Raw genomic sequence first — 26,818 nt, 5'->3', positions numbered from 1 at the left:
TTATTATGTCGTTGTATTAAAAATTAAAATATAAAAAAGTACTTGGTGTTTGAGATATAGTGGTTATTGAGAAGTAAGCCAATACTCCTAGAGAAAAACCATACCAAATACTTGGTGTCCATAATAATTTATTTGTGATTGCTCCTGGAGCAGAACTACCAGATTCTTTAATTGGATTATCTAATATCGCATTAGTATTTTTCATGATTTCAATCGTGTTTGGCAGGATAGAGCAAATTGCCAAGCCTACTAATAGAAATAATCCAAAAAAGATATAATTTAATATAGTAAGCAATCCAGCAGTGCCAAAAAAATGATGATGAATATGAAACATGCCTTTATAGAAGTTTTCGACAGTTCCAAAATTGTCAGCACGAAATAAGACCCATCCAAGGACTACAAGAAAGAATGTGAAGGCAATGGAAAGGTATCGTAATATTTGCGAAGTTACTTTTGAGTTTATCTTAAAATGGAAGCTGGCTGAAAGAGCGTTTTTGCAGGCATGCCATCCATGATTCAGTATAAGCAAACTGCCATGGTAGGTGCCCCATAAAATAAATGTCCATCCAGCACCATGCCAAAACCCAACGATAACCATTACAATGAATAAATTCAGGTATTTACGAAAGGTCCCTCGTCTTCCTCCACCAAGAGGTATATACAAATAATCTCTGAAAAAACGGGATAAACTCATATGCCATCTTCGCCAAAAATCAATGATATTGATTGCTTTATAAGGAGAGTTAAAGTTTACTGGTAATTTAATCCCTAGCATATAGCTGAGGCCTATTGCCATCTCGGAATAACCTGAAAAATCAAAGTAGAGTTGCAAGGTATAGCCTATGGCACCAATCCAGGCGTCTACAAAAGAAAGGTCATATCCTTTCCCTGGCAAATCAAAAATATAATTGACTTTGGGGGCGATGGTATCTGCCAAACAAACTTTCTTAAATAAACCGATTATAAATATGGATAATCCTATTATAAAGTAGCGCATGAAAGGGAACTGTTTTATACCGACAATTTTTTTGAATTGAGGCATGACATCGGAGTGATGAATGATTGGGCCTGCTATTAAATGTGGAAAATAGGTAACAAATAATGAATAGTTAATAAAATTAAATTCCTTTACTTTTCCCTGGTAAGTGTCAACCAAATAGGCTATCTGTGTAAAAGTGAAAAAGGAGATGCCCAGAGGTAAAATAATGTTTAAGTAATTAAAATTAGTATGGGCAACTGTATTGAAATTCTGTATAAAAAAGTTCATGTACTTGAAATAAAAAAGTGCTCCAAGGTTACAAGTTATCCCAAGAGTTAAAAAAGTTTTTTTGTGGAATATTTGTTCATTTTTAATAATTAACATACTGATTAAATAATTAAAACTTATCGAGGCAACTAACAAAATAAGATAGTTCGGGTTCCACCAACCATAAAAAATTAAAGAAAAGATTAATAGCCATGGAGTGACACCAGATTTAAAGTAATAAATTAGAAAATAGCTCCCAATTAGGGCAATTGGTAAATAAACAAATAAAAACAAATACGAATTGAATAACATGATCCCTGTTCTAGCGGCATTAGAAATGCGAAATCATAATTTAAGTTTTCATAAATTGCTACATAAAGTATACTAATTCAATCGTATTGCTCCTGATTCATTTCATCAGTTTTTTTAAGTATTTGTTTTGTATATCGTTAGTGCGGAGATTTAATGATTTTTCATCAATTATTTGATCAAGATTCTTGTACTTATACCTACCTGATAGGCTCTGCTGATAGCAAGCATGGAGTAATCATTGATCCGGTGAAATCTCATGTTTCAACGTATATTAACTTGATTAACGAGTTAGGGTTAAATTTGGTTGCCTCTATAGATACTCATCTGCATGCGGATCACATTACCGGCTCTGGTCAATTAACTACTTTAACTGATTGTCAGTCTATGATGGGGATTGAGACTGAGGCTAAGTTTGTGCAGGTTAAGTTTTGTAATGATGAGATTCTAAATTTTGGAAACATCAAAATTAGAGCAATGCATACTCCAGGCCATACTCCAGACTCCTATTGTTTCATACTGGAAGACAAGGTATTCACGGGTGATACTTTATTAATTAACGCTACCGGGCGTACTGATTTTCAAAATGGTAGCGCGAGCGAGCAATACGATAGTCTGTTTAATAAGCTTTTAAAATTACCTGGTTTTATGAAAGTTTATCCGGGACATGATTATAACCAGAAATATTACAGTACAATTGAACAGGAAAAGAAAAATAATCCCAGGCTGCAGGTAAAATCCAGACAAGAGTATGTTGAAATGATGGGTAATCTGAATTTGTCTTTTCCTAAAAACATGCATTTTGCAGTTCCCGCCAACTTAAATAATGGATTAACTGAGCAGGAAGTTAGCGCTCTGGTTTAAAGATTATTATCATTTATTTTGTTATGTTTTATTCATTCTCCAAGTCTGCGATTTATAAAGATAAATTGCAACCTAAGCTCAAAATTTGAATAACAGATAGTTTTAGGAACAGAATTTTATAATCCAGTTTATTATTTCAATCAATAAACTGGTAATTTTCTGAATTTAGCTGTAAATTTATTTTATTAATATCGTATCTATATGATTTTAAATACGTATTTTTATATTGTTTGAGTTTATTGTAGGAAAATAAACTTGTTTTTCTTTTTGAGTCCGGTTTATTTATAATGGAGAGTTTTTGATATTAGGGAATGTTGAACGGTTTTATGATGAATTTATGATAAGGAGTTTATTAATTTTTCAACTCATTTCTGCAAAAATTAAACGCAAATTTATCTGTTACTTAATATTCTGTTAATAATCAGAGTGTACAATGTGATCCAAGCAATAAATTTTGCTTAAAATTTGTTCATATTGTAGTTGCCAAGAACACCATGGAAGCGTTCTATGGAGAAGTAGGTAGCTGCTATGTTAGGGAGATTTTAGTCATGTTGATTTTGACTCGGCGTATAGGTGAAACATTAATCATAGGTGATGATGTCAATATTACTGTTTTAGGTGTAAAAGGCAATCAAGTTCGCTTAGGAATTAATGCTCCAAAAGATGTTTCTGTTCATCGCGAAGAAATTTATTTACGCATACAACAAGAAAAAGAATCTGATGATTCGGAACAAGCAGTATAAATCGATTTCCACGCAGCTCATCCAGTTCCGAGTACTTAAAAATACTCGGGACGAACCTTAAATCCTTTCTTGTACCATATTGTTAATTTAGCTTATTAGCTTTTGCCAGGTTGAAGTGAAGTATCGCCTGATGAAAGATAATGACGAATTCCCTGGTCATCTTTTAAAATCAATTGTCCTGAACGATTCACGCCACAAGCAACTCCTGATATAAAGCCTGAGGATTGTGAAACAGTAATGTGTTTCCCTGTCAGGTAATCAACTGTATTCCATTCACTGATAAAATGATCGAGCTCAGTATTCATAAATTTATTTAAATATTGTTCCAAGTGAACAATAAGATGAGCAATTAAAAAATTACGATCATACTGTTGTTTAAAAATTTCATACAAGGAACACCATGGTTTATCTGGTAAAGGATGATTTTCTGTATCTGTATTGACATTTAAGCCTATTCCAATAATAACCTGTGAATTACTATTTGATTCTGCAAGGATTTCAATAAGACTCCCGCACAATTTTTTGTTACCCCAGAGTATGTCATTGGGCCATTTGATTTTGATATCTTTTGAATTGCTTAAGGTATTTAAAAAGGCAACCACGGCCAAACTTGAAACAAGACTTAAACCAGAAAGTCGAGAAAGATCACAATTAAAACTCCACCGGGTAGAGCAGTAAATATTCTCTCCAAAAGGAGAGTGCCAGTGTCGTCCAAAGCGCCCTCTCCCTTGAGTTTGCATTTCAGTGCAGCAAATTTCAACGGCTGAGCTTGAGGGCAGATCTTTCAGGTAACGGTTGGTTGAGTCAATCGATGTAAATAAATGCAGGTTAAACAGTTGGCTAAATCCTTTGCTGTGTAATTGCTTGGTAATTTCATCGGAGTCTAGCAGGATTAAAGGCTTTTCCAATTGATATCCTTGATGTGGTATGCGGATAACAGGTATGCCTAAATCATTAAGCTGATTGATTTGTTTCCATACTGCTGAGCGACTGATTTTTAAAGCGTTTCCTAATTCACTCCCACTATGACATGCCCCATCGCCCAGTATTTGCATTAACGTATGTTGAGAAGTATTAAATTGAAACATGATTTAAAATTTTAAACTAATATTTTGTTGAAGCTGGACGATCCCATGACGAATTTCTCTAACAGAAGGGTGGTAGCATAAAGCGCCACTGCAGCATACTTCCGGCATGAATGAGCGTAGTTGCCAGGTCATGTTATGCAAGGGATCGTCAACCAATTGCTTTGTAGGGAAATTGGTAGGGACATGAAATTCTTTGGTTGGATAGGAGAGACCTAAACCACTCGCTTTGATGAACGCTTCCTTTTGAGCCCATATATGAAAAAATAAGGCTGGCTTAAGGGACTGATGTGCTTTTTTCAGTTCCTGGTATTCTTGCTCGGAAAACAAATTTTTACCAATCCCTTCATAAGGCCGGGCTGAATATCTTTCAATATCCACTCCAATCGGATAGGTTTTACCCACTGCCAATATGGCCATTTCACCAGTATGACTGATATTAAATTGCAATTTTTGCGAATTAATCACATTGGGCTTGCCCTGGGCATTGTAAGTAAATTCCAATCGTTCAGGGGGCGTATTAAGGTATCGGGCCAGGATAATTCTTAAAGTCGCTCTGGCGTTGGTGAAGCGTCTTTTATGGCGATTAAAATAAAAGCGATCAGCACGGGAGCGTTCATCAGCATTCAATAACTGATACGCGCTATGCAATTCATAGTCTAATGAGAACTGCCAAAGATCAATACGTGACTCATTTAAAATGCAGTTTTGTGTGTTTAATGGAGTAAATCCTGTAATTATCATCTGTTGTATCTGAAATCTGGCATCGATTAACGGTTAAGAGTATCATATACCAAAGACGTTTAATTCACCAAAGAGTAATCAATGACCCGACAATTTTTGGAATTTGAACAACCTATTGAAGAGTTGAATCAAAAAATTGAAGCACTGCGTATGGTTGGCAGTGATAATGAAGTTAATTTAAGTGAAGAGATAGCTCGACTTGAAGCGAAATGCTCCGAGTTAACAGAGAATATATTCTCCAGGCTTGAACCATGGCAAATCGCTCAGATGGCCAGACATCCTTTAAGGCCGCAGACTACTGACTATATTGAGCGAATTTTTACTGATTTTCAGGAGTTGCATGGTGATCGCAGTTATTCTTCAGCCCCTGCAATTATCGGAGGCATGGCGCGATTAAACGGGGAGCCTGTCATGGTGCTTGGTCACCAAAAAGGTAAACGTACCAAGGAAAAAGTATACAGAAACTTTGGTATGGCAAGACCTGAAGAATACAGGAAAGCACTGCGTTTGATGAGGATGGCTGAAAAATTCAAAATGCCTGTAGTCACATTTATTGATACGGCTGGAGCTTATCCTGGCATTGGTGCTGAAGAACGTAACCAATCAGAAGCCATTGCACGGAATCTTTTTGCTATGTCTCGCATTAAAACACCAATTGTCTGTATTGTTACAGGAGAAGCCGGTTCAGGTGGTGCCTTGGCGATTGGGGTTGGTGATAAGATTATTATGCTGCAATTCAGTATTTATTCAGTCATTTCTCCTGAGGGGTGCGCCTCAATCCTTTGGAAAGACGCCTCTAAAGCGAGTGAAGCCGCGCGTGCTATGGGAATTACTGCAGACAGAATATTCGAAAATGAATTGGTTGATATGGTAGTTCCTGAGCCTTTGGGGGGCGCACACCGAGACGTTGATGAGATGGCAAGTCGCTTGAAGAGATTATTAACGAGTGAACTCCAGGCTTTGAAAAAGGTACCTCTGGATCAATTAATTGAGTTAAGGTATCAAAAATTTATGGCAATGGGTGCTTGTGACTAGGCCTTTACTAAGTCCCGAATGGGTAGCTCTTCTTAAACAATTCAAGAAATTGATAGTAGGGTTCAGCGGTGGTCTGGACTCTACAGTACTCCTGCATGTCCTTGCCTCAACTCCTTCCTTGTCTAATCAACTTTTGGCTGTCCATATTAACCATGGCATTAGTGGAAATTCTCTGAACTGGCAAAGGCATTGTGAGCAATTGTGCCTGGATTTAGGCATTGCTTTTATTGCCAAAGCCATTGAATTTGATCGTACTGCAAATGTTGAAGAAGCAGCACGCAATGCGAGATATGATTTTTTTTCCTCTTTATTAGAGGATAATGATTGTCTGGTTTTGGGGCATCATCTTGATGATCAGGCCGAAACAGTTCTTTTGCAACTGTTTCGCGGCGCAGGAGTTGATGGCTTGGCAGCCATGCAGGAATGCAGCAATTTGGGTGCTGGGCAATTGGCAAGACCATTTTTGACCTGCCCCAGAGTGGAATTAGAGCATTATGCTCGTATTCATGAATTGAAATGGATAGAAGACGAAAGCAATCAAGATACAAAATATTCTCGCAATTATCTGCGCCATCGCGTAATGCCATTATTGCTTGAAAAGTGGCCGGGAGTAGCAGGTAATATTTCCCGAGCTGCGACTCATTGTCAGCAGGCAAAAGCGAATCTTGAGGTATTGGCTATAAAGGATTGTCCTGATTTGTTAAACGCTACTGATCATTTGCTGATTGAACCCATAAAAGGACTTGAATTTGAGCGGATTACAAATGTTTTAAAGTTTTGGCTTAAAAAAAATAGAATTCAATTGCCTTCGTCCAAGACGTTTCATCGTATCATTCATGAAATAATTTTTGCAAAGCTCGATGCCATGCCAACAGTTAGTTGGGATCAAATACAAGTACGTCGTTTCCAACAACATCTTTATTTGCTTAAGGCAGACCAGATCAATCTACCGAAGGCCATTAAATGGCAACAATTTCCAGCTTCTTTAACTTATCCAGATGCTAATATTGAGTTGTCTGCAGTAAAGGCCCAAAAGGGATTAATGATCCCGAAAGATGCGCAAATAGAAATACGATTCAGAAAGGGTGGTGAAGAGATTTATTGGCATGGCCAAACTAAACATCTAAAAAAATTATTTCAGGAGTGGCAAGTTCCCCCATGGCTAAGGGAGCGAGTTCCATTGGTTTACATTAATGATCAATTGGCTTGTGTTGTCGGTTATGCAGTGAGCGATTTGTTTTTTACTACTAATCCTCTGGAAGCATGGTCTATAGTTAATAATTCTTAATATCAACAATCTCCGCTCCCTTATGGTCGCGGCTCGGTTTTAGCCATAATTCCATTTAATCCACTCCCTTATGGTCGTGGCTCGGTTTTAGTCATAATTCCATTTAATAATCTGATTAATCATCTGAGCCGCGACTGTGAGGGAGCGGATTACGTTTAAACTAAATTGTTTCTTCAGTTTTTTTATAGCTTTTAATACTATACATCATTATCAAATATGTTTATTCTGCGCAAATTGGAATATTGTAAAATTAATTTCTGTTATTTATGTCTGATACACATTGCGAAAAAAGCTACAGATCAAAACTTCTCAAACAGGGTTTGCTTGGTGTATTGATTTTATTCCTGGTTTTTTTGTTTCTCGAATCTTTCTCAAGATGGATAGCAGCTACAAGTACAGCACCTTTTGGTGAGAATATCAGAAACGATCAGAAAATGGTTGTTAGTGAATCCATCAGGCAAGGCATCGTTGCTATTGGGGATTCCATTATTGCCAGAAGCTTTTATCCAGAACTTTTTTCTTCTTTATTGACTAAAAAATTTTCCAAATCCTACGAAGTATATAACATTGGAGTAGAGGGTTCGGGAATTCTCCATCATCGGGCACATCTAAGGTTCTTATTGAAAAGGAATGTAAAACCGGATTTAGTGATTATGAATGTTTCTGTTCACAATCTTAATTTGAATAATTTTGCTCATGATAGTAATGATCACATTATAGAACCAGCATATCAGGATAATAACTCGCTGGATTACTATACTCGTTGTTTTATAGTGGACAAGCCAACAATAGCTTCAAAAATGTACTGTAAGATAGCGGAATATTCTTATTTTTTTCGATTAATCCGTTATTATCATCAACAACTAAATAATAGTTTACAAGCCATATTGCACACTCAACGCTTACGTGTTGATAATTTATTCATTAAATATCCTGCGGTTTCAAAGCAAGGTTTTTCGCCGAATTTTGGGAGTCTTACCGAACAATCAGTGAATACGCCCAGAATGCTTGAATTTTTAAGATATGAATACAGGCATGTGTTTGCTAATTTTAATTTGGGTACCGATGCGTTAGACAGTATTATTGATGATCTGAATAAAAATTCAATTAAAGTAATTTTAGTCCTGGCACCAGTTTACCATCCAGTGACTCGTAAGGTTTATGATGAATTCAACTTGCCATCTAATGGCGCTATTGTCAGTACGCTTGAAAATTATGCTTTAAAGAAAAATATTGCTTTTATAAACTTATTCGAGGAATGTCAGGATCCTGTTTATTTCCAGGATCCAGTACATCCTAATATCTATGGTGCTGTAAAGATAACTACATTGTTATCGCAAAAAATTATCAACAAACAATTTGTAGGGCCTGACGGGTATTTGGATAAGGAATTGTTTCAATACCTAAAAAGCAATAATGAGAACAAAGCATGAATTTTGTCACTTTTCAGTTCGTTGTTTTTTTAGTTATTACAGTCATTGTCTTTATGATGATGTCTCCCCATTATCGGAAATATTTTATTTTGCTTTGCAGCTATTTTTTTTACGGTACCTGGAGTGTTCCATTAATCAGTGTCATCTTATTTTCAACCTCGGTCGATTACTATCTGGGGAAAAAAATCTATGAAAGTAATTCCCAAACTCATAAAAAGCTCTATTTGACTTTATCTATTCTGGTTAATTGCTCCATTCTGGTTTATTTCAAATACATGAATTTTTTTATTTCCAGTATTGATGCTATTGGCTTTAGTTTGGGAGCTACCCAACTTTTGTTAAATCCTATGCATATTATTTTACCTCTCGGCGTTTCTTTTTACACGTTTGAGGCGATCAGTTACATTGTAGACATCTATCGAGGGGAAAAGCCAGCTAGTAGCTGGTTGAACTACAATTTTTATATTATGTATTTCCCGCATCTGATTTCAGGACCGATTGTCCGTTATAAAGAACTGCATGCTCAATATGAAAATAAAATTGAATTACCTGAAACTTCACGTTTAAAAGAGGGATTTCAGTTAGTACTTTATGGTTTTATTTTCAAATTGATCATAGCCGATTCAATGGCTTCTATCTCAGATCCCTTGTTTGATAAATACCAAACAATCGGCCATCTAGAATCCTGGTTGGCCAGTATTGCATTTACTATACAGATTTATTTTGATTTCCTTGGATATACCCATATAGCACGGGGAGTATCATTATTTTTTAATATTAAATTACCTGTTAATTTTAATCATCCTTATAATGCGTGCAATATCAGTGAATTTTGGCAGCGTTGGCATATTACTTTGTCATTATGGATTCGAGATTACCTATACATTCCTTTAGGAGGCAACAGAGGTCGTTTGCATCAAACGGTGAATAATTTATTAATTACTATGTTTATTGCTGGCTTATGGCACGGTGCTTCCTGGAATTATGCGATTTGGGGCATATACCATGGTTGTTTATTAGCCATTTATCATGTTTTCCGGTTTTATAGCATTAAAAGCAATATACAAACTGAAAATCAATTGATAAAAATTGGTTCAATTATAATGACTTATTCATTAGTAGTGGTAGGCTGGGTGATATTCCGCTCCACTTCGTTTGAACAGGCATTCACTATTCTCGGCAAGATGTATGATATTCCTGGTTTCGTGCAGGAATTTGCAATGAATCAACGTGCTTCAGCTTATACCGATTCTTTATTTTATCTCGTGGGACTGTTCGCCCTGTGCTTTATAGGGCCAACTTTTAAATCAATTGAAACAAAAGTTTTGTCAGCTGTACAGCCATTCTGGATTAAAAAATGGCTCTATTCTTTTTCTATTTTTACGGTGTTAATTTTTATGTTTTCCCCTGTGAAACCATTTATTTATTTTGTTTTTTAATTCGATAATTTGTTATCCGCTCCTCACGGTCGCGGCTCAGGTTTAATTATTATTTGATTTAATCATCCGAGCCGCGACCGTGAGGGAGCGGTGATAACTAACACTCAGGCAAGTTAACAGCCAATCCACCCATGGACGTTTCCTTGTATATACTTTGCATATCCATGCCGGTTTGCTTCATTGTTTTGATGACTTTATCCAAAGAGATTTGATGCTGACCATCACCTATGAGTGCCATTCGGGTTGCATTAACTGCTTTCACAGCCCCCATGGCATTTCTCTCGATGCATGGGATTTGCACAAGGCCCAGAACGGGATCACAGGTCATTCCCAGATGATGTTCCATTGCAATTTCTGCAGCATTTTCAACCTGCTCGATGGTTCCGCCAAGAACCGCTGTCAAACCAGCAGCTGCCATGGAAGAGGCAACACCAACCTCACCTTGGCATCCTACTTCAGCGCCAGAAATTGAAGCGCCTTTTTTATAAAGGATTCCAATCGCTGCGGCAGTCAAAAAATAAGTGTAGATGTCTTCATTACTCATCCTGTCATGAGCTTGCTGACAATATTTAAGAACAGCTGGAATAATTCCGGCAGCTCCATTTGTTGGGGCTGTGACAATTCGTCCTCCCGCTGCGTTTTCTTCATTGACAGCCATAGCATAAAGGTTCAAATGATTCATAATATCTGACTGTTCAAAAACACTTTTAACCCCTTTTTGTTCTATTAGTTTTCTATACAAGTCAGGTGCCCGTCGCTTTAAATTAAGGCCACCGGGAAGCACTCCATCATGTTTGCAACCGTTGTTGATGCAGTCATCCATTACTTTGGCAATATCAAGAATTCCTTTATGAATTTCTGCTGTATTTCTCCATGTTTTTTCATTGACTAACATCAATTCAGCGATGGTCAAGTGATGTTTTTTGCATAATTTCAATAACTCAGTTGCTGTTGCAAAAGGGTAAGGGGGGGGATTGCTATCGGCTGTTGATTTATCAAAGTCTTCTTCAGTTGTAATAAAACCGCCGCCAATAGAGTAATAGACTTGCTCAATCAGTAGATTAGCTTTTCCATCAAAAGCAGAAAAGCGCATTCCATTACTATGTTTGGGTAATAGTTCTTTTTGCAAAAATAAAAAATCGGTCGCTTCATGAAAAGGAATTTCTTTCTTGCCGGCCAAATTGAGTAGATTAGAATCAAGGATTTCATGCATTCTTGGGATCATGGAGGCAGGATCAACTGTCTCGGGCGCTTTGTTTTCAAGACCATTTAAAATGGCTTTATCAGTACCGTGCCCCTTGCCAGTAAGCGCTAGCGAACCATAAAGCTCTACTTTGACTCTCAGAGTTTTATCAAACAGATTTTTTTGTTCCAGTAATTGCAAAAAAGCATTGGCAGCTAACATAGGGCCTACTGTGTGTGAGCTTGATGGCCCAATTCCTATAGAAAATAAATCAAAAACACTAATGTTCATCGCCGTTAAAATCTCTTGTTCATTATTAGAGGCAAGTGTAGAAGGATATTACCTTTTTGTCCATTATATAATTAAATGATAGCTTATGACTGGTAATTTTATGTAAATTTAGGCAGAATTACTGGGCGATTTGTTTTTGTTTAATTTTGCTCAATTTATTGTGCAGTATGAGAACTTAATTGTAAGACTAAAAGGGGATTGTTTATGAAGATGAAATTGGTGACTGCAGCTGTTATGGGGCTTGCAATGTCAACAGCAATGGCTGCAACCGATGCCACATCATTAGCTACAGACAAGGATAAGTTGTCTTATAGCATTGGTGCCGATTTGGGGAAGAATTTTAAAAATCAAGGCATAGATGTTAATCCGGAAGCAATGGCTAAAGGCATGCAAGACGCTATGAGTGGCGCTCAATTGGCTTTAACCGAACAGCAAATGAAAGACGTTCTTAACAAGTTTCAGAAAGATTTGATGACAAAGCGTACTGCTGAATTCAACAAGAAAGCTGATGAAAATAAAGTAAAAGGGGAAGCCTTTTTAACTGAAAACAAAAACAAGCCAGGCGTTGTTGTATTGCCAAGTGGTTTGCAATACAAAGTAATCAATGCTGGAAATGGTGTTAAACCCGGTAAATCGGATACAGTTACTGTCGAATACACTGGTCGTCTGATTGATGGTACCGTTTTTGACAGTACCGAAAAAACTGGCAAGCCAGCAACTTTTCAGGTTTCACAAGTTATCCCAGGATGGACAGAAGCTTTGCAATTGATGCCAGCAGGATCAACTTGGGAAATTTATGTTCCCTCAGGTCTTGCATATGGCCCACGTAGCGTTGGCGGACCTATTGGCCCAAATGAAACTTTAATATTTAAAATTCACTTAATTTCAGTGAAAAAATCATCTTAAGTTTTTTTGAATTAAAGTCATACAAAACGCATCCTTCTCATTTAGAGAGGGATGCTCTGTTTGTAAAAGCTAATGATCTTCATAACAGGTGTCAGCCTAACACCATTGAGGAAATTAAAATATGTCTGTTTTAAAGGCTATGACTCACACTGAGTGAACAAAGGAATGAACAAGCGCCTGTTTATAGTTTTCATTTTAGGTTTTTCTTCCGGTTTACCTATGGCATTAATCAGCAGTACCTTGCAAGCATGGTACGCTAATAATGGCATGTCAGTGCTTGCGACGGGAGCTTTAAGTTTAGTCAGTCTACCTTATGCGTATCGCATTTTCTGGGGTCCTATTCTGGATCGCTACTCTTTATTTCATTTAGGGAAAAGGCGAAGCTGGATCCTCACCATGCAGATACTACTGCTTCTGGGTTTTAATCTCATGGCCTGGTTTATTCCATCTCAATATCCGAAATTTATGGCATTTTTAGCTTTAGTATTAGCCTGTTTTTCAGCCACACAAGATGTGGCAATTGATGCTCACCGAGCAGAATATCTTCCCCCACAGGAACATGCATTAGGCGCGTCTCTGGCTGTGTTTGGGTATCGATTGGCTCTTTTGTTATCTGGCGGTTTGGCTTTAGTAATGGCAGAAAAATTAGGTTGGGCTTTTACTTATCGCTTTATGGGATTTGCAATGGCGATAGGTATGTTGGCAATATTTGTCAGCAAGGAACCCTCTACAGAAATAAAAGAAAAAAGTAATTTCATTATTTCGTTCATTGCACCAGTGAAAGAACTTTTAAGCCGCCCAGGGATTATTTATCTTTTAATATTTATATTTTGTTATAAATTAGGTGAAGCATTTACTACGACGACTAGCGGTATAGTGATGCCTTTTTTAATTCAAGGCTTGGGTTTCTCTCTGGATACTATTGGCTATATCAATAAAATGCTTGGAATAGTCTCTATCCTGTTAGGCGGTTTAACGGCAGGTTTTTTGTTAATGCGATATTCTTTGTATCGCGCATTATTTTTCTTTGGCTTACTACAAGCACTAACTAATGTTTTTTTTGTCATATTAGCGATGTCAGGAAAAAATATTGTGCTGTTAGCAATCGCAGTGTTTTCAGATAACTTTGTTGCAGGGATGGGTTCTACTGCATTGGTTGCTTTATTTATGCGTTTGGTGAATAAACAGTTTACTGGAACACAATTTTCTATGTTAGTCGCATTATCGACTTTACCCAGGATCATTTCAGGTCCTGTAGCTGCTACCATTCAAATGCATATCGGCTGGGTCGGTTTATATCAGTTATCCATCGTTTTCGCTTTGTTTTTTATACCTTTTTTAGTTTTGATAAAAGAGCAAACTAGAGAGAGATTGATAAGTAAAACAGGCGTTTCTCCAATAGGTACGGCTTAATTCCTTTAAATAAACACTATGCTAAAAAAGGCAGTTCTTACTAGGGTCTGTTGAGAAAAGAGTTTCTAATGTAAACGTTCGCGTAATGGAATCAACTTAAGTAATTAATTATTAAGTATCAATAACTTAAAAAATCAATTGTTTTAAAAAAAACAAGATAAAGTCCCTGATTTAGGAAGTTCATGGATCAGGGAAGCTGACTCCTTTAATTTTATAGAAATAAAATTGATTGCAAACAGTTTCAATTAGCAGCATAGGATGTAGAGAAGCAAGATCTAGCAGTAGAACAACTTCCCGAAGTGGTGAATAAAATGCGGGCTTTGAAGTAAGATAAATTATTATTTCTCTATGATAGAAGCTAAAATTTATACAACAGCATGAGGTGCTGGGTGTGAATTTTATTTTTCACGTGCAACGTCATGCGTATAAGAGTCTTTAGACTCGTGTAGACCAAGGGGAAACTGATTTTGATCATCAGATAAAAACTCGAGATGGTGCCCAAACAATGGTTCGGGTGGTTGCATTAACACTTAATACGGGGGAGGTTGATGTATTAATTACTTCTCTATTCTCTCGAGGGTTGTTTTCATGGAATGATATTACGCGTATCTACACTTTGAGATGGTATATAGAAGAATGCTATAAGCGGCTTAAGATTAGTGCAGAATTAGAAAATTTTTCAGGAACCCGTCTTGAAGCAATCCTTCAAGAGTTCTGGGCTCATATAGTCATGTGTAATATTTTATCGTTGCATATGTGTGATGCAAAAGGCCCCTGGGATCCAGATAATATTCCTGAAACACGTCTTAATTTCTAAGTCTTACTTGGACTCATGAAAGTCCAGTTCCAAGAAATTATGGTGGGGAATATCAATCCAGAGCGCTTTCAAAAGTTCTTTAATAGAGCGGCTGCTAGAGCAAAAGTTAAAATTCGACCAGGTCGTTTTTTAGCAGAGACAAAGTAGGAATACCCAAGCGGCATCACGTCTTCAGGAGGGTATTCTGATGATTTCCCTTAAGATGACGCCATTAAGTGAACGCTTACTATAATGTTTTAACTAAATTCATTTCGTTCCACCACTTTCTGGTCAATTTTTTGAGCCTACCTTAAAGGGGGCAGGGTCCATACTATTAACTCGGAGAATCTAATTAAAATTGAGTATTTAATATTCACTTAATATAAATTTGCTAATATATTGAACAAAAATGTACCATGTAAAGAAAAAATGAAACTGATGGAATCGATATATTTTAAAAATACCAAAGTAATTCAAAAGTAGAAATACTTGAATTAGGCATACATCTCTTGCTTCTAAAGTCTGTACTTTCAGGTCTTTATGGTAAATCAAAAGACTCCGGATCAGGTGAAACTAATAAATGGTTTTAAAAAGTGACATTATTTAAAAATGAAGGGCATTTTAATACACATATTGTACAGTATACAAAAAAACCGAACTTGATGCTCTAGCGATGATGCTTTATCTATTAGCAGGAGTTGGTAAAAATTTGAATACACTATTCCAAATACTAAAATCGATTGGTAAAAGAGGTACTATTTTAACCCTCAATATAATGGAATAAGTCAAAAACTTAAATTTATTTAGCATTTATGAATGTTTAAATATGAATAGTATTCCCATCCATACAAATAGGAGAATTAAATGTTTAAAAAATTGACTGCTTTGTTAAAAAGTACGAATAACAATAATAATGCCGATATTCGTTACGATCAAAATGGCTCTTTGCTATTAATTCCAAAAGATGTACTCCTAAATGATCTATTCCCACTGCTTGATTTAAAGAGTCTCATGAAAGTCCGAACTCTTTCTAGAGAGCTGTTCGATTTAGTGAATTTATATTTGGAAAAAGAAGATAATGCAAAAAAAATTGGAGTGATTGCTTTAGCGAAAGATAGTAAATTTTATGCGGTTGGAAAAGGTGTAGCGTTCAAGGTCAAATCAGATAGTATATGGAATGCCATTTTCAATGATGGTCTCAACGATGTCGAACCCACTCTTGAAGATATAATTGACTCATTTATATCTGGAGCAACACTGTTTAAATCTAAAGAAGCTGCAAAAGAGGGAGTTAATAGCCAAACTTTTTTTGGTAAAAACCGAGTACTTTACATTAAACCTTATCTTGCTGAAGTGACTATAAAAAAAGACGCGACACTATCCAAGCTAGATAAAGATAAACTTGAGTACAGCACAGAAAAAATGCATATTCAGGACATCAATCAATCTGATATTGAATACATAGAAGACAATGGTGATACTTTAATGACCAGGGTTAATTCACTTAGAAAATAACGAGTCTCAATGGTACGAGGGTGGGACTCGAACCCACACGCAATGCCTTGATTTTATTGGTTTAAAATAATAAGGACTCGAAAATTACCCAAGATCTTACCCAACGTGGCATATGATAGCTGATTTGAATTGATGTGAAAAGATAAGAATAGTTGCGGTCTTTGTTAGTCAGAAAATAACTCAGAAGAAATTTTATCGAGGTACTTCGTTGTTCATCCATATTTAATAAAAAACTTTTTTCCAAAACATGGCCTATACTTAACATAAATCGGAAAAATTATGGTATATTTGTGGTTAAATCGTGTATAACTACTATTATTTTACTTAAATAGGCTAAAAATGCATTCTTCTACGAGTAGAGCTATGAACATGTCGCAACCATCATTATTCAGGACTGTTCCTGACAAAGACTATCTTCATGTGTTTAATGAGGGGGTTGTTGATGGACAAAAAGTTGTTGATCTTTTAAATTATAGAAAAGCAGATGTTTCAACTGCAACTAATGTCCCCGTTTCATCAATTCGCTATGAGCCCCAAAAAATGCCGCTTGAACTTAAAGAACGGCTTACCGAGTGGGCTACTGCTTTAAATTTAGTTTATGGTTTTTTCAAAGACAAAGATAAAACAATACTTTGGTTTTCTATTCCGAATCCTCTTTTAGGCGATATGGCTCCAAGAGACATGATTCGTGTTGGCCGATTCAAAAAATTGCTTAATTTTATTCAAACGGCTATAGAAGAAAATCAGAGATAGTCCGCATGCCCAAATTTACAAAAAGAAGTAGTCGTCATTCTTTTAAAACTAAAAAGGTATCTTACCTACTTGAATCAGGATCCATCAAAAGTATACGCCAAGCAAAAGAAACTACTGATGAACTACTAAAATATCATTGGGCTTATTATTCGGAATTAGCTCGCCAACGAAATGAAATTCAAGATAAAATTCAGCAAGCAGTGATTCAAACTTGCATTCCTTATGAATTAACTCATTGGCAAAGAGCCGTTAAATATAAATATGGATTACATCCCTTTTCTACAGCAGGCAGCTTAAGTTTTATAGGCGGTCGATTTAATACAGGTAAGGGTGTAAACACTGAAGTACCATATTTCTCAGGGTTATACATAGCGGAAAATAAAGATACTGCATTACAAGAGCATCTTGGCCAAGTGAAACATGATCAACTAACCCCTCGTGAAGTTGCTTTAACAAACCCAGCCTCAGAAACAATCGTTTCAATTTCTGGAAAAATCGATAAGGTTTTTGATTTAACTAATGAAAAAAATCTTTTGCCGTTGGTTGAATTGATAAAAGATTTTAAATTTTCTCCAGAGCTTAAAAAATTGTCTAAAAAACTGGGATTTTCATCCCCAGAAATAATTAAAACATCTGAATTATTAATTCAGACATTACTAACTCCTGAATGGAGACAACTTCCTTGCAACTATGATATTCCAGCAAATTCTCAAATCTTTGGACATATTATCCATCAATCAGGAATAGAAGGCATTTTATATCCTTCAAAACTCACTGCCTGCTTATGTTTAGTCGTTTTTCCTAAAAATTTTGTTGGTACAGATTCCTACTTAAAATTAGACGATGAGGCTCCTCATGAAAAAGTACCCGCAAGAATAGATACTTCCAATTGGAGAGTTTGTGATTTAGAAACAAAGGAAATTATTGGTTAAAAGCCTTTTTTAAATAAGACTGCGGACTGTTGGTATAATTTTAGCTGCTCCAAGCCACCAGTGAGTATTTCAGCATTTGATTCTCGTACAGGGTCTAATAATCCAGCTTCCTTCATTTGTTTAGAGAATTCAATGCACTTAGCTAAAGAATCGTCTTTAACTATATTTTTCTCACCATGCTCTATAGCATCACGAACTCGTCTGGTAATATTCATAGCACCATTCCTCTAACCGATTCGATTTTTTTCATGCATATAATAAGGATAGTTCTTTTGTTCTATAAAGTCAGTAAGAAGGTCATTGTATGATCTGATTAATATTTTTGCATCATCTGGATAGTTATCAATTTCGAGTCTGAGTTTTTCGTGCAACATTTTAGCACTAATGAATCTACCATGAGAATGCCATAACTTATGATCTGCTAATTGAGTAACAATTTCTTTGGCTCTTTCAATTTTTTCTTCCAAAGTAACGGCTTTGCCACGTTTTATTGCATCTGTTCGATGAGTTTGCCAATTTTTAAACTTATACTCTACGAGCCAATTTACAGCTAAATCAATAGACAAATCTTTTGCATGCTCATAGCTACTTAACAAAGCAAGATTTTGACTTTGCAAGATAGCAAATTCGGCAGGGCTAATTGAACCATTTTTTGATTTTTCAATAAGTTGCTCAACTTGCTCTAAAACCCCCAAAGCAGGGACTAATTTATCAACACCATTATCTTTAATTGTAACTTGTGGATCAATGGGGCCAAGAGACGAGGAGTAATCCATAAATATCTTATCACCAGACATGCAAAAAACTGTTCCCGCAGACATGGCAAAATCTGGAACAAAAAACCAGACTGTTTCATAATGAAAGCGTAAAATATCAACCATTTTTTCAACAGGTTCTACTTGTCCCCCTCCTGTTTTTAAAAAAATACAGATTTTCTTATGAGATGATTCAGAAGCCATTCTCTCAATTAGATCTCTAAACGGTTTTACTAATAAGGGATGTGTCGGCCCATAATAATAAAGAATATCACCCTTTAATTTTTCTTCTAATTGAGCAGCATTTTCATTAATTTTATTTAAAATAAATGTATCAAGCATACAATTGGCTCATTTAAGTAGTAATTTCGTGATGAATTATACATGAAAAACTAAAGAATTTTTACTATGAACCAGGGCTGTTTTTTTAGGATATTTACGTAGTATAAGTCGGTAAACATTAGATTGTTTTTCAAACCCAAGGCCACTATAATTCTTATTATTTCGGCTAACCGATCATTTTCTGTATAAAAATACGCAGTGGGTATAAGCAGCACATCAGCAATGCGCTTCTTCAATGTAAGAAAATCAGGAGTATGTTTCACTGTTTCCTATTGATTCATGCGGGGACCAGCTGAAAACTCATCCATTCCCGAATCCACCCCTAACTTTCTTTGAGATAACCCCGCGATTTTTCTGGCTTCTTTTAATCTTTTTGGTACAGATGAATCAATCATCTATCTTAGCTCGATTATTTCAATAGAATATAGATAAGAGATTCTTGGTTTTTCCTTGACAATATAGCAATGATTCCTTATTATTCATCAATCTGATTAAAATAATTACATACAGGTTGTTTTTAATCACGTCTCCTGCTCTCAAAATAATAAAAACAACAATAAATATAAAAACGTGGGCTTGTTTACATAAGAGTGCTTCTGCGGGATAGGTGTTGTTTGGAATTTATACTTGAGTAATCAATGTAGGAAATTAGAAATGAAAATTTTTTTAATAAGCTTGTTGAGGGTTATTTCCCTTAATACTTTTGCATACTGCTCGGGTGGATTTGAACAGCAAACAATTAATCGAATGATGAGTGGTGAAAATCCACGAAACATTAATAACGGATAGTAATTATATGAAAAATATCAATTTCATCTCCACATTACTTTTTAGCGTATTTATTAGTACCTCTATATTTGCTCATGAAATTGGTGAATATTATCAAGGAGGAGTGATATTTTGGATAGATGAAAGTACTAATCATGGATTGATTGCGGCTAGCTCTGACCAAGCGAGGGGTGTTAAATGGGCAAATAGACAATATGTTACTGGTGCAACCCAAGATGGCATTTATGCAGGAAAGTTCAATACCAAACGAATTGAAGAGGCTCTAGGCCCAGCAGGAAATTATGCAGCTAAAATTGCCGCCTCTTGCAGGGACGGTGGGTATAATGACTGGTATTTGCCATCAAAATATGAGCTTAACCTAATGTTTAAACAGAGGTACATTATTGGTGAGTTCAGTGTATATACTGGTCCAGCTGATAATAGTTGTAAATCGTATTGGAGTTCCAATGAATTTGAAGTAGGACAAGCATGGTTTCAACAATTTGATACTGGCGCAGTTTCTCATGGTTCCTCAGCTTGTGGTATAAGTGGTGCCTATGGAGGGAACGTACGAGCGATACGTTCGTTTTAAAGTAATTTGGACTCGGTGACTTAAAAATATAATAGCTCTTAAAGCGGAGGGACTCCATAGTAAACAAAGGGGGTAGGTTCTTTGGGGCGGTATACCCCCTAACTGTTCTTAAGCTGATATGACCCTAAGTAGCACCAATTTTGAACTCAAAAACCTATGCTTAGACACGCATGAGATATTCTCTTACAACTGAGAGTCACTTCATTAATATTCACGAGTATACTTAGCATCAAGATCAGCACTTAACTTACGTAGTTCCTCTGACATTCTACTATCGCTTTCAATCTCAATTTTATTACCATACACCTTGGGAACTAACTTACATGCCAACCATTTACGGGTATCTATTTTTAATCGTGCTCTGCTTATAGCTGGTGGATTAGGTACTAATGCCCCTACCTCATTCGTATACTGATCTTGGGATACATCATCAGAAATTTCTAAAATTTCATCTATCAGCAACTCAACCTGACATCTTTTGGCTTGTGCGTATTGCTCGGAAAATTCAGGATATGCTTTTAACCAAGCGAATAAGGTATCTTGGCAAGGCCAATGTGGGTGCTCAAAACATAGCTTCTTTGTACCTTTGCTTGACGAAGCAATAGTGTCGCAAATCTCTCTTGCCAGAGTATCATTATATTTCGTTGGCCTACCTTTTTTTACTGATACTTCAGTCATTTTATACTCCTTGCTTAGCTTAAAATTAATCCATTAACTTATTGAATTGCTCACAGTATCTTTCAGAATAACGAAATAACGGCATACGTCCATTAAACTCTTGAGTCCATTTTATACCTAATTCGCAACTACCAATACCTGCTCCATCACCGATAATATCTACAGTAAAGTAATTGCAGCTGTTACAAGTTACCATGCCTGATTTAGGAGGTAATTTGCAAGAACAAAAGGGATTTCTATATCCACATTGATGACATGTAAAATGAGTTTTGTGGTTGTGCCCTGTAGGAAATGAAACTATGCAACTATCATGGTTTTCTCCAATAGCAGCAACGCCTAGAATAGTTGCTCTCCTATGCAACCCAGTATTTGAAGATAAAGCCTCTAACGTTTCAGTTGCATTAGTATTTCTATAATGCAACTGTGAAGTTGCAGATAGGTTTCGTATAGAGTTGCTTTTATTTCTCTCCAAAACCTTGATAGCAATACTTAACAAGCCCAGAGGTTGAGTAGTGGTTTCATTATGAGTTGCATTATCATGAGTTGAAGTTGCATGGTTGCACTTTGTAATGGGGGCAACAGCGCAACCCTGTAAATTGTTATTCATAGTTTCCCCCATTTTGTTGCTTTATCAGTCCAGCCTCTTTGGCTTTACTAACATGACGGGAAACACTAGATTTATGTATCTCCAACTCAACAGCTATCTCTTGTTGTGTCATACCGTCATTAAGCATCTTGACTACTTTCTCAAAAGTACTTTCCTCTATGGACTTGGCTGTCCAGCAGGGATTACCGTGCTCATCACTAAGTAGTTGAGCCTCAAATGACTTTGCATCTTCTCCACAAAAACCACGGGCTTTTTCAAACTCTACAATAAAACGTGCTCCTTGACTTGAGTTGTAATCTTTCGGTCGTTTTAAAACAATCACCGTATCTAAAACATCTTCTTTTTTAGATGTTCCTCGTTGTGCGCCAGCTTTGCCGGAATGATGCACTAATAGTACGCTCTTGCCTTTAGCACGCAGGTTTAGTACCCATGTTTGTAGAGGCACCCAATTAGTTGCATCGTTTTCTTTAATACTCGGGGCTAGGCAAGATAGGTTATCAACAATAATTAAATCTGTATCATCTGTTATATATTGATTAAGTTTCTCCTGTCCCTCTTTGGTTGCTAAATCTGGCATACCAAATTTTTGCAAATCTGGCGTTATGATGGTGAGACGCCCGCCTATCGTATCATCACCCATCATTAAAATAATATTGGCGAGACGTTCTTGTAACACTGAGGCTGGCATTTCACCATCGATGTAAAGAACATTACGCGGTTTTGAAGCTTCCCAAGTTAAGAATTTACCCCCTTTTGCTACAGCATAAGCAATTCCCAGTGCTATATGTGTTTTGCCTATACCTCGATAGGCATGGATCATGCACAACCCAGCTTCTGGCAACCAAGGAGATAAAATTGATCCTCGTACTGGTAATTCCATTTCAAGAAATTTTATCAATTCAACCGCAACAAGCGAAACTGGTTCCTCAATAGGTGCTTGATCTATAAGATCGTTAATTGCAGCAATACTCATATAGCATTCTCCAACAATAAATCATTAAAATCTTGTCCAGATTTTGGAGGTATTATGCGTTTCACTTTACGTCCTTCAGCGAGTAAACGTGTTGCTAGTTTACTACTTACGTTTTGTCCGCAATGTGATTCATCATTATCAATTGCGATTATTACCTCTGTAATTGAAGAAGGTAGTATTATCTTCTCTAATCCTACGGCACTTATTGTTGCCCATACTGGAAGCTTTGTTGCAACATGAATAGAAAGTGCTGTTTCAATACCTTCAGCTAATACAATTTTTCCATTAACAGGTTGGTATAATTTTATCGCTGCTCCAACAGATGCTCTGGGCTGTATTGAAGGCATAAGCTTTTTAGGAGTTGGTATATCGGCCTTACAAGCCTTTCCTAAGTATGTGCGATAAAGCGTAACCATTTTATTATTTTGATCTCTTACAAGCGCTATCATTGCAGGAAAGTGCCCTACTAAGCCTTTATCATCATAATACGGTAAATGAGGGTGCTGTCGTAATGAATAAGGATATTCTTTAAGAGAAATACCACGTGATTTTAAATAAACATCAACGAGATCGCCTGAACTGACTATTTGCGACTGTAGCCAAGTGTAGTTTAAAGAGTCTTGACGCTTCCATAACTCCTCTGTATTAAGCCTATTATGTTTATGAATTTGGGGGGAGGAATTAATCCTTTGATTAAAATTATGGTTCTTTATCTGAGTTTGAATACCTAATACCTTTGCAACTTGATTAACTGCTTCAGTAAAACTCCACTTATTGAAATTCTGTAATAATTTTATTCCATAACCAGAGCCACATTGATTGCAATAAAACGTACCTTTACCTTCCTTATCGTCAAATCTAAAACGATCTTTTCCTCCGCATACAGGACATGCCCCATGCTTATTCTTTAAATAACGCTTATCTATACCTAATGCACTTAAAATTTCAGGCCATTGCCCCTGTGCTCTATCAATTATCAAGTTCATATGATAAATTTCCTCTTTAATGCTTATCAGATGCTCAGGTGGCTTTATACGGAACATAAGCCATCCATGAGCCTATGTTTTAGTCTAAACTTTTAACCCAATTTTCTAATTCCTCTCTTAAGTACATGGGCCGCTTTCCAAGTGGAGACTTAGCCTTTGGAAAGGTTGGTGATTTAACCAGTTCATAAAATTTAGTTGTTCCGATACCCAAAAGTTTTTGGGCTTGTTTTGGGTATAACAATAATGAATCTTCTTTCATCTTTTTCTCCAAAAAATAGCTGTTACTCTTCACGAATCGTTCTCAAGGATTCGTAAAGAGCATTTTTAGTTATTTTGAGGATTGGTAATAACCCCTTAACGATAGCTGTTTTAATTTAAGCGTCAGGGGCAATAGATAGGGCGCGGGGTTTAATAGATAATTTTAACAAGTGAGATTGAAATTCTTTTAAAATAATGCTGAGACTAACTCCCTGTTCCTGATGACATCTTAATAAACTATCGATTAAAGGCTTAGTGTTTTGGTTTAATTTAAATTGCTTATATTTGCTGTAATATTTACTGATTCTTTTTCGAGTTACTTCCTTATCTAATTGAGATTCAGTCCAACCTGTTAAGATATCTAAAAATGTCAGGAGAGGATTCCCATCTTTCTTGTATTCAGGTTCATGTAACCCCATTAGCTCTCCTAAAAAGAACATTGAAAAAAAAGATAACTTTTGAATATGGTTGGTACTTAATTTATAACCATTATCTTGTCGTAACAGCTCTGCAAGAGCTTTAGCTTCATCCAACTTACTTTGATTGTCTAATAAGCTTTTTTCCTTTGCATCAATATCAACCCAAGGAAAACGATCAAAGTCACGGAGTTGATCAATAAGCTCCCTACTTGATTTAACTACCCCTTCAAGATGTGCAATAAGGGCGGTCATTGTTGTTTTTAATTCTTTTATTTTTTCTTTAGTATAATTATCAGGACTGTGGAGATCTTCGATAAATGCCATGTAATAAGACCATACCTCTGCAATCAAATGAAGTTCTTCTGTTAATAACTCTCTTTTAAGCAACGATTGTAATTGTGATTTCTTAGATTCATATGTTTTATCGCCCCAAACTATTTTAGGACGCCAGGAGATAGTATTTTTTATAAATTTTGTGGGATCTTTAAACTGAATCATTTCTTCAATAACAATTCCTATTGCTTGATTAGCTATACTTTTATCCATTTTATGACTGATTTCATAATAAAACTCTTTTAGTAGTACTGTACTACTACTGACGATATTTTTTGCTTGCTCTGAATTAATGTATTGAAGCAAAGAGCATTGGTTTTGGGTACTCGAAATGCATCTAATAACGAAAAAAATAATTTGATCTATCTCTTTTACAGTTAATAGAATCTTCAGTTCTTTTTTTATTCTCGCCTTTACTTTTGCATAATCATCTATATAAGTTCTTCTTGGGAAGATACCTAAAAAAGATTGTTTTAAAGCAAGCGCAAGAGAATCAATTTTCGAATTCATATTAGATCATCTCCTGTTTTAATAAAATTCGCTCATGCTTATTTAATAACCAACTACTATACCAATTCATTAATTCTCTCCGTTCTCGTCTAAAATCTGCTCTTAAATAAACCCCTCGTACCCCTTGAACTTTATGGGCTAGCTGAGCCTCAATAGCATCACTTCTAAAGTGGCTTTGTTCATGTAGGACTGTGGAAGCTAAAGCACGGAAGCCATGCAAGGTATGGCGGTTTTTGTAGCCCGTAACATGAATTATTTTTCGTGCACTTGTTTCGCTTATAGGTTGTGGTGTTTTTGAGGAAGGGGAATTAAAAAGGTAAGTATTAAATCCTGTAATTAATCTAAGCTCTTTTAAAAGATTTATAACGTAGGGTGATAATGGTACCCAGTGAGGAGCTGCCATTTTCATTCTTTCTGCTGGAATATGCCATTCAGTCCCTTCAAGGTTAAACTCACTCCATTTTGCAAGCCTTAGTTCTGATGGTCTTGTAAATAAATGAGCAAGCAGTTCTATGTAAAGTTTTGTTATTTTTGTTGCCTTACTATTTCTGATGCTTGTTAACAGTTCATGTGCTTCATTTGGGCTTATTGCGGGCTGATTAATAACTCTGGGTTTAGGAGCTAAAGCTTTCTTTAATCCAATAAATGGATAGTTTTCTGTAAGCGATGCTCCAACTGCAAATTGGAATATTGCTTCTAATCTATCGTGTAAGCGATGAGCTACTTCATGATGACCCAATGATTCATGGGGATGGATAATAACTAATAACTCAGCTTTAGTAATATCATCAATAGGCTTATCACCAATAAAAGGATAGATATCACGTTCAAGACTTTTATAATGACGATTGCTGGTGACAGCTTTCCAACGATGGCTGTTTTTTCGATGCCATAGGTCTGCTACCTCCCGAAATGTAAGTTTTCTAGGGGTATCCTCACTTTCTCTTCTGGGATCAATGCCTTTATTGATTTGATCGCGATAATCTATAACTAAAGTACGCGCTTCGGAGAGGCTTAAACTGGGATAATGCCCAAGGGTCATCGTTTGTGGTTTTTTTTCCCACTGGAATCTGAAAATAAAGACCTTCTTTCCACTTGGGCGTGCTTCAATGACGAGGCCATCACGATCTGCTTTTCTTTTGGTTTTTCCATTCTCTGCTTTTAATGCTCTAATTGATGTGTCAGTTAACATATGAAGTTACCTCAACTATTGGCATCTTTGGAAGTATAAAAACATTACCCAAGATCTTACCCAAAGTATGCACGGTTTAATATGAAAATTTACGAATAGTTGAGAACGATTTGAGAAGTAGAAGTCAGTATTATTTAAATAAAAATCAATGCGTTACGTAGAATTGCGAACCATTAAGAATTGATAAAAATTATCTCAATGGTACCGAGGGTGGGACTCGAACCCACACGGTGTCACCACCACCGGATTTTGAATCCGGCGCGTCTACCAATTCCGCCACCCCGGCACGCGCGGTCATTATAACAAAGAAATAAATTCTAACAATGGTTTAGTTCATTTATTATTTGAAAAATTACGTGGTTGATTGCATTTTGATTATTAATTTGACAATTACTTGAGCTTTATTAAATAATGAGATCATATCAAGAAT

27 protein-coding genes and 1 tRNA gene are annotated in these 26,818 nt (G+C 36.2%); 13 read left to right on the top strand and 15 right to left on the bottom strand.

The genetic code is table 11. From position 1 onward, the window contains the following. Nucleotides 1-16: 16 nt before the first annotated feature. Nucleotides 17-1,267 carry an MBOAT family O-acyltransferase gene (locus OQI99_RS07965; RefSeq protein WP_416209981.1) on the bottom strand — a complete coding sequence of 417 codons (1,251 nt, stop codon included), beginning with the start codon at nucleotides 1,265-1,267 and terminating at the stop codon, nucleotides 17-19. Nucleotides 1,268-1,711: 444 nt separating this feature from the next. Between OQI99_RS07965 and OQI99_RS07960 the strand changes: the two genes are divergently transcribed. Both OQI99_RS07960 and csrA read left to right on the top strand, forming a co-directional pair. Then, complete coding sequence (locus tag OQI99_RS07960; protein ID WP_265731677.1) at nucleotides 1,712-2,419, top strand: MBL fold metallo-hydrolase; 708 nt, start codon at nucleotides 1,712-1,714, stop codon at nucleotides 2,417-2,419. Nucleotides 2,420-2,967: 548 nt separating this feature from the next. Then, entirely contained in the window at nucleotides 2,968-3,162 is a 195-nt protein-coding gene (gene csrA, locus OQI99_RS07955; protein WP_011213314.1) for a carbon storage regulator CsrA, read from the top strand. A gap of 95 nt (nucleotides 3,163-3,257) precedes the next feature. On the opposite strand, the gene OQI99_RS07950 is transcribed toward csrA, so the two are convergent. Together OQI99_RS07950 and OQI99_RS07945 are read right to left on the bottom strand one after the other, a co-directional pair. Then, complete coding sequence (locus OQI99_RS07950) at nucleotides 3,258-4,250, bottom strand: biotin--[acetyl-CoA-carboxylase] ligase (RefSeq protein ID WP_265731676.1); 993 nt, start codon at nucleotides 4,248-4,250, stop codon at nucleotides 3,258-3,260. Between the two features lie 3 nt (nucleotides 4,251-4,253). Next, nucleotides 4,254-4,991, bottom strand: a complete 738-nt coding sequence (locus OQI99_RS07945; protein ID WP_265731675.1) for a 4'-phosphopantetheinyl transferase family protein — start codon at nucleotides 4,989-4,991, stop codon at nucleotides 4,254-4,256. Nucleotides 4,992-5,072: 81 nt separating this feature from the next. On the opposite strand from OQI99_RS07945, the gene OQI99_RS07940 reads away from it, so the two are divergent. The 4 genes from OQI99_RS07940 (at nucleotide 5,073) to OQI99_RS07925 (ending at nucleotide 10,186) form a co-directional block, all read left to right on the top strand. Continuing rightward, nucleotides 5,073-6,026 carry an acetyl-CoA carboxylase carboxyltransferase subunit alpha gene (locus tag OQI99_RS07940; RefSeq protein ID WP_010946522.1) on the top strand — a complete coding sequence of 318 codons (954 nt, stop codon included), beginning with the start codon at nucleotides 5,073-5,075 and terminating at the stop codon, nucleotides 6,024-6,026. Continuing rightward, nucleotides 6,019-7,314 (top strand): tRNA lysidine(34) synthetase TilS, encoded by a 1,296-nt coding sequence (tilS, locus tag OQI99_RS07935; RefSeq protein WP_265731674.1) that lies wholly within the window; start codon nucleotides 6,019-6,021, stop codon nucleotides 7,312-7,314. Before OQI99_RS07940 ends, tilS begins: the two co-directional genes overlap by 8 nt. A gap of 266 nt (nucleotides 7,315-7,580) precedes the next feature. Then, on the top strand, nucleotides 7,581-8,747 hold the full coding sequence (locus tag OQI99_RS07930) for a DUF1574 family protein (RefSeq protein ID WP_265731673.1): 1,167 nt from the start codon (nucleotides 7,581-7,583) through the stop codon (nucleotides 8,745-8,747). After that, entirely contained in the window at nucleotides 8,744-10,186 is a 1,443-nt protein-coding gene (locus tag OQI99_RS07925) for an MBOAT family O-acyltransferase (protein ID WP_265731672.1), read from the top strand. Before OQI99_RS07930 ends, OQI99_RS07925 begins: the two co-directional genes overlap by 4 nt. A gap of 97 nt (nucleotides 10,187-10,283) precedes the next feature. Here the strand turns inward: OQI99_RS07925 and OQI99_RS07920 are convergent, their stop codons facing one another. Then, nucleotides 10,284-11,660: an L-serine ammonia-lyase gene (locus tag OQI99_RS07920; RefSeq protein WP_265731671.1), complete on the bottom strand. Its 1,377-nt coding sequence runs from the start codon at nucleotides 11,658-11,660 to the stop codon at nucleotides 10,284-10,286. Between the two features lie 204 nt (nucleotides 11,661-11,864). Between OQI99_RS07920 and mip the strand changes: the two genes are divergently transcribed. The 6 genes from mip to OQI99_RS07890 all read left to right on the top strand — a co-directional run bounded on the left by mip (nucleotide 11,865) and on the right by OQI99_RS07890 (nucleotide 17,975). Then, on the top strand, nucleotides 11,865-12,566 hold the full coding sequence (gene mip / locus OQI99_RS07915; RefSeq protein WP_061512860.1) for a macrophage infectivity potentiator Mip: 702 nt from the start codon (nucleotides 11,865-11,867) through the stop codon (nucleotides 12,564-12,566). 165 nt (nucleotides 12,567-12,731) lie between these two features. Continuing rightward, nucleotides 12,732-13,979: an AmpG family muropeptide MFS transporter gene (locus OQI99_RS07910; protein WP_265731670.1), complete on the top strand. Its 1,248-nt coding sequence runs from the start codon at nucleotides 12,732-12,734 to the stop codon at nucleotides 13,977-13,979. A 505-nt stretch (nucleotides 13,980-14,484) separates the two neighbouring features. Next, nucleotides 14,485-14,796, top strand: a complete 312-nt coding sequence (locus OQI99_RS07905) for a hypothetical protein (protein ID WP_265731669.1) — start codon at nucleotides 14,485-14,487, stop codon at nucleotides 14,794-14,796. Between the two features lie 843 nt (nucleotides 14,797-15,639). After that, entirely contained in the window at nucleotides 15,640-16,290 is a 651-nt protein-coding gene (locus tag OQI99_RS07900; protein ID WP_265731668.1) for a hypothetical protein, read from the top strand. Nucleotides 16,291-16,659: 369 nt separating this feature from the next. Beyond that, nucleotides 16,660-17,043: a hypothetical protein gene (locus OQI99_RS07895; protein ID WP_265731667.1), complete on the top strand. Its 384-nt coding sequence runs from the start codon at nucleotides 16,660-16,662 to the stop codon at nucleotides 17,041-17,043. Between the two features lie 5 nt (nucleotides 17,044-17,048). After that, nucleotides 17,049-17,975 carry an RES family NAD+ phosphorylase gene (locus tag OQI99_RS07890; protein WP_265731666.1) on the top strand — a complete coding sequence of 309 codons (927 nt, stop codon included), beginning with the start codon at nucleotides 17,049-17,051 and terminating at the stop codon, nucleotides 17,973-17,975. Here OQI99_RS07890 and OQI99_RS07885 read toward each other — a convergent pair. The 3 genes from OQI99_RS07885 to OQI99_RS07875 form a co-directional block, all read right to left on the bottom strand. Then, nucleotides 17,972-18,190: a hypothetical protein gene (locus tag OQI99_RS07885; RefSeq protein ID WP_265731665.1), complete on the bottom strand. Its 219-nt coding sequence runs from the start codon at nucleotides 18,188-18,190 to the stop codon at nucleotides 17,972-17,974. The two genes, OQI99_RS07890 and OQI99_RS07885, sit on opposite strands and share 4 nt — an antisense overlap. 12 nt (nucleotides 18,191-18,202) lie before the next feature. Continuing rightward, a complete protein-coding gene (locus OQI99_RS07880; RefSeq protein ID WP_265731664.1) occupies nucleotides 18,203-19,072 on the bottom strand; it encodes an SDH family Clp fold serine proteinase in 870 nt (289 codons plus the stop codon). A 269-nt stretch (nucleotides 19,073-19,341) separates the two neighbouring features. Continuing rightward, nucleotides 19,342-19,467 (bottom strand): hypothetical protein, encoded by a 126-nt coding sequence (locus OQI99_RS07875; protein WP_265731663.1) that lies wholly within the window; start codon nucleotides 19,465-19,467, stop codon nucleotides 19,342-19,344. A gap of 401 nt (nucleotides 19,468-19,868) precedes the next feature. Between OQI99_RS07875 and OQI99_RS07870 the strand changes: the two genes are divergently transcribed. Next, the gene (locus OQI99_RS07870) at nucleotides 19,869-20,432 is read left to right on the top strand and encodes a DUF1566 domain-containing protein (protein WP_265731662.1); all 564 of its coding nucleotides are present in this window, start codon (nucleotides 19,869-19,871) and stop codon (nucleotides 20,430-20,432) included. Nucleotides 20,433-20,636: 204 nt separating this feature from the next. Here the strand turns inward: OQI99_RS07870 and OQI99_RS07865 are convergent, their stop codons facing one another. The 8 genes from OQI99_RS07865 to OQI99_RS07830 all read right to left on the bottom strand — a co-directional run bounded on the left by OQI99_RS07865 (nucleotide 20,637) and on the right by OQI99_RS07830 (nucleotide 26,674). After that, nucleotides 20,637-21,110 carry a hypothetical protein gene (locus tag OQI99_RS07865; protein ID WP_265731661.1) on the bottom strand — a complete coding sequence of 158 codons (474 nt, stop codon included), beginning with the start codon at nucleotides 21,108-21,110 and terminating at the stop codon, nucleotides 20,637-20,639. Between the two features lie 25 nt (nucleotides 21,111-21,135). Then, on the bottom strand, nucleotides 21,136-21,717 hold the full coding sequence (locus OQI99_RS07860; protein ID WP_070322104.1) for a hypothetical protein: 582 nt from the start codon (nucleotides 21,715-21,717) through the stop codon (nucleotides 21,136-21,138). Then, a complete protein-coding gene (locus OQI99_RS07855) occupies nucleotides 21,710-22,690 on the bottom strand; it encodes an AAA family ATPase (RefSeq protein WP_070322103.1) in 981 nt (326 codons plus the stop codon). Before OQI99_RS07855 ends, OQI99_RS07860 begins: the two co-directional genes overlap by 8 nt. Beyond that, a complete protein-coding gene (locus OQI99_RS07850; protein WP_265731660.1) occupies nucleotides 22,687-23,676 on the bottom strand; it encodes a toprim domain-containing protein in 990 nt (329 codons plus the stop codon). The genes OQI99_RS07855 and OQI99_RS07850 overlap by 4 nt, the downstream gene beginning before the upstream one ends. 79 nt (nucleotides 23,677-23,755) lie before the next feature. Beyond that, entirely contained in the window at nucleotides 23,756-23,935 is a 180-nt protein-coding gene (locus OQI99_RS07845; protein ID WP_070322101.1) for a helix-turn-helix transcriptional regulator, read from the bottom strand. 115 nt (nucleotides 23,936-24,050) lie between these two features. Beyond that, nucleotides 24,051-25,196, bottom strand: coding sequence for a hypothetical protein (locus OQI99_RS07840; protein WP_070322100.1), 1,146 nt, complete (start codon nucleotides 25,194-25,196; stop codon nucleotides 24,051-24,053). Between the two features lies 1 nt (nucleotide 25,197). Further along, nucleotides 25,198-26,388, bottom strand: coding sequence for a tyrosine-type recombinase/integrase (locus OQI99_RS07835; protein ID WP_265731659.1), 1,191 nt, complete (start codon nucleotides 26,386-26,388; stop codon nucleotides 25,198-25,200). 199 nt (nucleotides 26,389-26,587) lie between these two features. Then, a tRNA-Leu gene (locus OQI99_RS07830) sits at nucleotides 26,588-26,674 on the bottom strand. Nucleotides 26,675-26,818: the final 144 nt, after the last annotated feature.

Source organism: Legionella sp. PATHC039, from assembly GCF_026191275.1.
Lineage (GTDB): Bacteria > Pseudomonadota > Gammaproteobacteria > Legionellales > Legionellaceae > Legionella > Legionella pneumophila.
Note: the sequence above shows the minus strand (reverse complement) of the source record. Positions and strands in the feature narration are given on the sequence as shown.

Excerpts from the sequence above, each read along its gene's own strand:
- OQI99_RS07945 (WP_265731675.1), bottom strand. The coding sequence starts at position 4,991 with ATGATAATTACAGGATTTACTCCATTAAACACACAAAACTGCATTTTA.
- mip (WP_061512860.1), top strand. The coding sequence starts at position 11,865 with ATGAAGATGAAATTGGTGACTGCAGCTGTTATGGGGCTTGCAATGTCA.
- OQI99_RS07890 (WP_265731666.1), top strand. The coding sequence starts at position 17,049 with ATGCCCAAATTTACAAAAAGAAGTAGTCGTCATTCTTTTAAAACTAAA.
- OQI99_RS07930 (WP_265731673.1), top strand. The coding sequence starts at position 7,581 with ATGTCTGATACACATTGCGAAAAAAGCTACAGATCAAAACTTCTCAAA.
- OQI99_RS07900 (WP_265731668.1), top strand. The coding sequence starts at position 15,640 with ATGTTTAAAAAATTGACTGCTTTGTTAAAAAGTACGAATAACAATAAT.
- OQI99_RS07965 (WP_416209981.1), bottom strand. The coding sequence starts at position 1,267 with ATGAACTTTTTTATACAGAATTTCAATACAGTTGCCCATACTAATTTT.
- OQI99_RS07835 (WP_265731659.1), bottom strand. The coding sequence starts at position 26,388 with ATGTTAACTGACACATCAATTAGAGCATTAAAAGCAGAGAATGGAAAA.
- OQI99_RS07905 (WP_265731669.1), top strand. The coding sequence starts at position 14,485 with ATGGTTCGGGTGGTTGCATTAACACTTAATACGGGGGAGGTTGATGTA.
- OQI99_RS07875 (WP_265731663.1), bottom strand. The coding sequence starts at position 19,467 with ATGATTGATTCATCTGTACCAAAAAGATTAAAAGAAGCCAGAAAAATC.
- OQI99_RS07885 (WP_265731665.1), bottom strand. The coding sequence starts at position 18,190 with ATGAATATTACCAGACGAGTTCGTGATGCTATAGAGCATGGTGAGAAA.
- OQI99_RS07940 (WP_010946522.1), top strand. The coding sequence starts at position 5,073 with ATGACCCGACAATTTTTGGAATTTGAACAACCTATTGAAGAGTTGAAT.
- OQI99_RS07845 (WP_070322101.1), bottom strand. The coding sequence starts at position 23,935 with ATGAAAGAAGATTCATTATTGTTATACCCAAAACAAGCCCAAAAACTT.
- OQI99_RS07880 (WP_265731664.1), bottom strand. The coding sequence starts at position 19,072 with ATGCTTGATACATTTATTTTAAATAAAATTAATGAAAATGCTGCTCAA.
- OQI99_RS07840 (WP_070322100.1), bottom strand. The coding sequence starts at position 25,196 with ATGAATTCGAAAATTGATTCTCTTGCGCTTGCTTTAAAACAATCTTTT.
- OQI99_RS07950 (WP_265731676.1), bottom strand. The coding sequence starts at position 4,250 with ATGTTTCAATTTAATACTTCTCAACATACGTTAATGCAAATACTGGGC.
- OQI99_RS07925 (WP_265731672.1), top strand. The coding sequence starts at position 8,744 with ATGAATTTTGTCACTTTTCAGTTCGTTGTTTTTTTAGTTATTACAGTC.
- OQI99_RS07855 (WP_070322103.1), bottom strand. The coding sequence starts at position 22,690 with ATGAGTATTGCTGCAATTAACGATCTTATAGATCAAGCACCTATTGAG.
- OQI99_RS07895 (WP_265731667.1), top strand. The coding sequence starts at position 16,660 with ATGTCGCAACCATCATTATTCAGGACTGTTCCTGACAAAGACTATCTT.
- OQI99_RS07910 (WP_265731670.1), top strand. The coding sequence starts at position 12,732 with ATGAACAAGCGCCTGTTTATAGTTTTCATTTTAGGTTTTTCTTCCGGT.
- OQI99_RS07960 (WP_265731677.1), top strand. The coding sequence starts at position 1,712 with ATGATTTTTCATCAATTATTTGATCAAGATTCTTGTACTTATACCTAC.
- csrA (WP_011213314.1), top strand. The coding sequence starts at position 2,968 with ATGTTGATTTTGACTCGGCGTATAGGTGAAACATTAATCATAGGTGAT.
- OQI99_RS07860 (WP_070322104.1), bottom strand. The coding sequence starts at position 21,717 with ATGAATAACAATTTACAGGGTTGCGCTGTTGCCCCCATTACAAAGTGC.
- OQI99_RS07865 (WP_265731661.1), bottom strand. The coding sequence starts at position 21,110 with ATGACTGAAGTATCAGTAAAAAAAGGTAGGCCAACGAAATATAATGAT.
- OQI99_RS07920 (WP_265731671.1), bottom strand. The coding sequence starts at position 11,660 with ATGAACATTAGTGTTTTTGATTTATTTTCTATAGGAATTGGGCCATCA.
- OQI99_RS07870 (WP_265731662.1), top strand. The coding sequence starts at position 19,869 with ATGAAAAATATCAATTTCATCTCCACATTACTTTTTAGCGTATTTATT.
- OQI99_RS07850 (WP_265731660.1), bottom strand. The coding sequence starts at position 23,676 with ATGAACTTGATAATTGATAGAGCACAGGGGCAATGGCCTGAAATTTTA.